Origin of the sequence: Anaerosporobacter sp. (assembly GCF_031551385.1) — a bacterium.
In the GTDB taxonomy this organism is placed as follows: domain Bacteria; phylum Bacillota; class Clostridia; order Lachnospirales; family Lachnospiraceae; genus Anaerosporobacter.
In genome coordinates this window covers 1-4,810 of sequence record NZ_JAVBNS010000124.1, presented here as the reverse complement: position 1 = coordinate 4,810, position 4,810 = coordinate 1, and the positions used below count along the sequence as shown (strand labels likewise).

At 35.3% G+C, this 4,810-nt stretch carries 4 protein-coding genes; 1 reads left to right on the top strand and 3 read right to left on the bottom strand.

The window, feature by feature from the left end; genetic code table 11:
- The 3 genes from RMR19_RS10715 to RMR19_RS10705 form a co-directional block, all read right to left on the bottom strand.
- Positions 1-600, bottom strand: a 600-nt coding sequence (locus RMR19_RS10715) for a TIGR03936 family radical SAM-associated protein (RefSeq protein WP_310603485.1), incomplete at its 3' end; no start/stop codon positions are given.
- The gene (locus tag RMR19_RS10710) at positions 601-2,469 is read right to left on the bottom strand and encodes a TIGR03960 family B12-binding radical SAM protein (RefSeq protein ID WP_310603484.1); all 1,869 of its coding nucleotides are present in this window, start codon (positions 2,467-2,469) and stop codon (positions 601-603) included.
- Positions 2,470-2,634: 165 nt separating this feature from the next.
- Positions 2,635-3,078 carry a hypothetical protein gene (locus RMR19_RS10705; RefSeq protein WP_310603483.1) on the bottom strand — a complete coding sequence of 148 codons (444 nt, stop codon included), beginning with the start codon at positions 3,076-3,078 and terminating at the stop codon, positions 2,635-2,637.
- A gap of 313 nt (positions 3,079-3,391) precedes the next feature.
- Here RMR19_RS10705 and tyrS point away from each other — a divergent pair, with 313 nt between their 5' ends.
- A complete protein-coding gene (gene tyrS / locus RMR19_RS10700) occupies positions 3,392-4,627 on the top strand; it encodes a tyrosine--tRNA ligase (RefSeq protein WP_310603482.1) in 1,236 nt (411 codons plus the stop codon).
- Positions 4,628-4,810: the final 183 nt, after the last annotated feature.

The following is a 4,810-nucleotide window of genomic DNA, read 5'->3' as shown; positions in this document are numbered from 1 at the left end:
CTCTGCAACACTATTCTCATAGAAAGAAGCACCAAGTTCCTTGAATGTATTTGCATCAAAAGCTACATGATAGATAAATGGTTTTATATCTACTTCATTTTCGCTCTTCTTAGACTTTTTAAGAATTACAATTTGCTCTTTTGCTATAAATTCTTCAAAACGCTCTTTGAAATTCACTGTTGTTAATGCTGTTTCAATAACATTTCCAGCTTCATCTGTAGCAGCTTCGAATGTATATCCATCTTTTAATGAAACTTTATAATCTGCTCCTGCAACAATCGACATCGAATTCTTGCTTGTATCAGGTAGCAATTTAAAGTCAACAACTTGAATATCATTTACCATTACTTCATTCATCTTAGCAACCATCTCTGGCTCTGAATATGTTGATAGCAACTGCATATCCAGATATTCTGCATCACTTGTTAGCCCTACGCCAAGAGGTGCTGCAAAGGATAGTAACATATGAGGGCTATATCCCTTTGAATATTCTATATCAATCTCCGCACGACGAAATGCCTTTTGGAAATATCTCATCACATCAAGATGACCAATAAACTTCAGATTACCTGTTTTAGAAAATTTTACTCTCGCTTTCATCTACTGTACTCCTCCTTCAAAGCAAACACCGCCACCAAAACTCATTGCACCACAACCAGAACATGCCTGTCTACAGTTTGGCGTTACTTTTTCAGATACTGCACGCTCATATTCTTTCTTTAAAAATGCTTTTGTTACTCCTACATCAATAAAATCCCAAGGAAGAATTTCTTCAAATGATCTTTCTCTGCTTACATAGAACATTGGATCAATATGATTATCTTCAAACGCTTTCATCCACATATCAAATTTGAAATGTTCTGACCAAGAATCATAGATACAGCCAGCTTTATATGCATCATAAACAATCTTGCTCACTCTACGATCTCCACGAGCAAGAACACCTTCCAACATCGTAAGTTCTGCTTCATGCCAGTTGTATTTAATACTCTTTGCATTCAATTGTTCTCTCATCTTACCATTTAGGAATCGTTGTTTCTCTAGGAATTCTTCGCTTGTATTCATACGTACCCATTGGAATGGTGTAAATGGTTTTGGAACAAAGAAAGACGTACTCGAAACGATACTTACACGACCATTTCTCTCTTCTTTTGGTATTGTGTAATACTCTCTTGCAATCTTATCAGATAATACTGCAATCCCTTCAATATCTTCATAGTTCTCTGTTGGAAGCCCTAACATAAAGTATAGCTTAACACGATTCCAACCGCTATTGAATGCATCCATAGCTCCCTTTAATATAACTTCTTCTGTAAGACCTTTATTAATAACATCACGAAGTCTTTGTGAACCTGCTTCTGGCGCAAATGTCAAACTGCTCTTTTTGATATCTTGTACTTTACTCATTACATCGAGAGCAAATGCATCAATACGTAGAGAAGGTAACGAAATATTAACACCTTTGGAACGGAACTCATCAATTAAGAAATACACGAGTTCTTGTAATTTAGAGTAATCACTTGAACTTAATGAACTTAATGAGATTTCTTCATGACCTGTCGCCTTTAACATCTCAGAGGCACATTGTTTTAGGAACTCTAAATCTCTTTCTCTAATTGGTCTATATATCATACCTGCTTGGCAAAAACGACATCCACGAATACAACCACGTTGAATTTCAAGAACAACTCGGTCTTGCGTCGCTTTAATATAAGGAACAAGTGGCTTTTTCGGATAAACAGTTTCACTCAATGCCATCTCCACTTGCTTTTTAATCTTATCAGGCACTTGGGCATCGTTTTTTTCAAAAGACGCAATTGTATTATCTTCATTATATACAACGTCATAAAACATCGGAACATACATCCCTTGAACATTTGCTACTTTACGAAGGAAATCGGTTCTTGAACCACCATTCTTCTTATTCTCTTTATAGATATCAAGAATCTCGTTATAAGCTGTTTCACCTTCTCCAATATAGAAGAAGTCAAAGAAATCTGCAATCGGTTCTGGATTGTACGAGCAAGGCCCACCACCAACTACAATTGGATCTTCTTCTGTTCTGTCTTTTGCATAGATTGGAATTTGTGACAACTCTAGTACTTGAAGAATATTTGTATAGCACATCTCATATTGAAGAGTAATTCCAAGGAAATCAAACTCTTTAATTGGGTCTTGAGACTCTAACGCAAATAGAGGAATATTCTTCTCTCTCATAATCTTGTCAAGGTCTACCCAAGGTGAATACACTCTTTCGCAGTATGTGTCGTTTCTTCTATTAAACATATCATATAAAATCTGAATTCCTAGATGTGACATACCAATTTCGTATACATCAGGAAAACACATACAGAAACGAATATCGATTTCATCTAAGTTCTTTACTGTCATATTTACTTCATTTCCAATATATCTGGCTGGTTTCTCAACCGTTAGCAGTATTTCATCGGATAAGGCTAATTTTCTCATGTAATTGTATCTCCATTCTATATTTACCATCACAATTACTGCATATCTTCATAATTGCAATAGCTACATTATCATTGTATCGTAAACCTATAAACTAGTAAGATAACCATGTATTACCATCTTACAAGCATATATACATACTTGTATGAGTATAACACAATTTCCTTAATCAAGTCCATTAAAAACATTAATAATTTTTTCATCTTGCAATGTTGCAAAAAACTTTTCTGCCTTTTCATACACATGGTTGCTCTGTACAGATTCTATAATCTTATCACTGCCAAATGTTTTATATGTTAAATCCATCTTATCAACCACCACAATCCCAAGAAAGATTGCAGAAGCACATATTGTACGAATTAGCATGAATTTAATTGCTTTTTGCTTCTTCTCTTGCTCTGTTATTGCTGTAGTATTCACACTCTTTGTCTTTACTTTGGCTGCCTTTGGTGTTTTCACAACACTTTCACGCTTTGAAGTCATCCCTTTTCTCGATAAACCTTGAGAAAACCTACCATTTCCCGAAGACTTCAAATTTCCTTCACAACTCTCCCTAGCCATACGAATTAACTCTTGTCGATTCACTGTATATGTTGCGTCTTTTTCCATTTTTCTTACTTCCTTTCTTCGAAAATCATTCCTTTTAAGTACTCGCGAAACTCTCAATATTCTTGATTGGTTCTTAGATGTGTAGCGTGTTTTGTGTTAACCTACGCTAGTCAAGAAGCTTACAATTAAATAAATTGAGTTTCGCACTTACTTAAATATATGCATACATTCATCTTGAATATGACGAGGGTTTGTGTTACGATAATAGTTATGAAATTAGGTAATTGTGAAACTTTCAATACACTTAATTGCTTCTTAGCTAAATTAAGTTTCGCAATTGCCTAGTTACGAACTAACCGAAGGAGGAACATAGATGTCTACAAACGTATATGATATTTTACTCGAAAGAGGATTTATCGAGCAAACTACTCATGAACAAGAAATTAAAGAATTATTAGGTAAGGAGAAAGTTACCTTTTATATAGGTTTTGATGCTACTGCTGATAGTTTAACTGCTGGTCATTTCTTAACAGTTATGGCTATGATGCATATGCAACAAGCAGGTCATAGACCAATCGCTTTACTAGGTGGTGGTACAACAATGATCGGTGATCCTTCTGGAAAATCGGACATGCGTACAATCATGACAAGAGAAACGATTCAACACAATGCAGATTGTTTCCATAAACAGTTATCTCGTTTTATCGATTTTGATAATGATAACGCTATTATTGCCAACAATGCAGATTGGTTACTTGAACTTAACTATGTTGAATTCCTTCGTGAAGTTGGTGTTCACTTCTCTGTAAATAAAATGCTTACTGCCGATTGCTACAAGCAACGTATGGAAAAAGGTCTTACATTCTTTGAATTTAACTATATGCTAATGCAATCATATGACTTCTTAAAATTAAATCAATTATACGGCTGTTCTCTTGAACTTGGCGGTAATGACCAATGGTCTAACATCTTAGGTGGTGTTGATTTAATCCGTCGTAAAGAAGGAAAACCTGCTTTTGGTTTAACATTCAAATTGTTAACAACTAGCGAAGGTATCAAGATGGGTAAAACTATGAAGGGTGCTGTATGGCTAGATCCAGAAAAGACTTCTCCATATGAGTTCTACCAATACTGGAGAAACATCGAAGATGTTAAGGTTGAAGAATGCCTTGGTCTGCTTACGTTCTTACCAATGGATGAAGTTCGTAGACTTGGCGCTTTAAAAGATTCTGAAATCAACCACGCAAAAGAAGTTCTTGCATATGAAATCACTAAGATTGTACATGGTGAAGAAGAAGCTGTTAAGGCTCAAGAAGCTGCACGCGCACTATTCGGTGGCAATATGAAAACAGATGATATGCCTACTACTACTTACACTGCCGAACAATTCAACGCAGGTATTGATTTAATTACTCTTTTAGTAGATGCTAAGATGGCAGTATCTCGTTCTGATGCTAGAAGAAACATCACGCAAGGTGGCGTATCTGTTAACGATGTTAAAGTAACAGAATTTGATCGTGTATTTACACCAAACGATTTCAATGCAGATGGTGCTTTACTCATAAAAAAAGGAAAGAAAGTTTACCACTTATTCAAAATTGCTGAATAAATAATTGCATTAATTAAATGATTTAAAACCAAAAGGGCTTTTGCAATACTTTTTCTTTTGCAGAAGCCCTTAATAACATAAAGGGGGTTTTCATTATGCCATGGTGTCCAAAATGTAATATGGAATATCGCGAAGGCATCAAAGAATGTGCAGATTGTGGCACAGAATTAGTTGATGATGCTG

Coding starts and splice junctions, on each gene's coding strand:
- RMR19_RS10710 (WP_310603484.1), bottom strand. CDS start 2,469: ATGAGAAAATTAGCCTTATCCGATGAAATACTGCTAACGGTTGAGAAA.
- RMR19_RS10705 (WP_310603483.1), bottom strand. CDS start 3,078: ATGGAAAAAGACGCAACATATACAGTGAATCGACAAGAGTTAATTCGT.
- tyrS (WP_310603482.1), top strand. CDS start 3,392: ATGTCTACAAACGTATATGATATTTTACTCGAAAGAGGATTTATCGAG.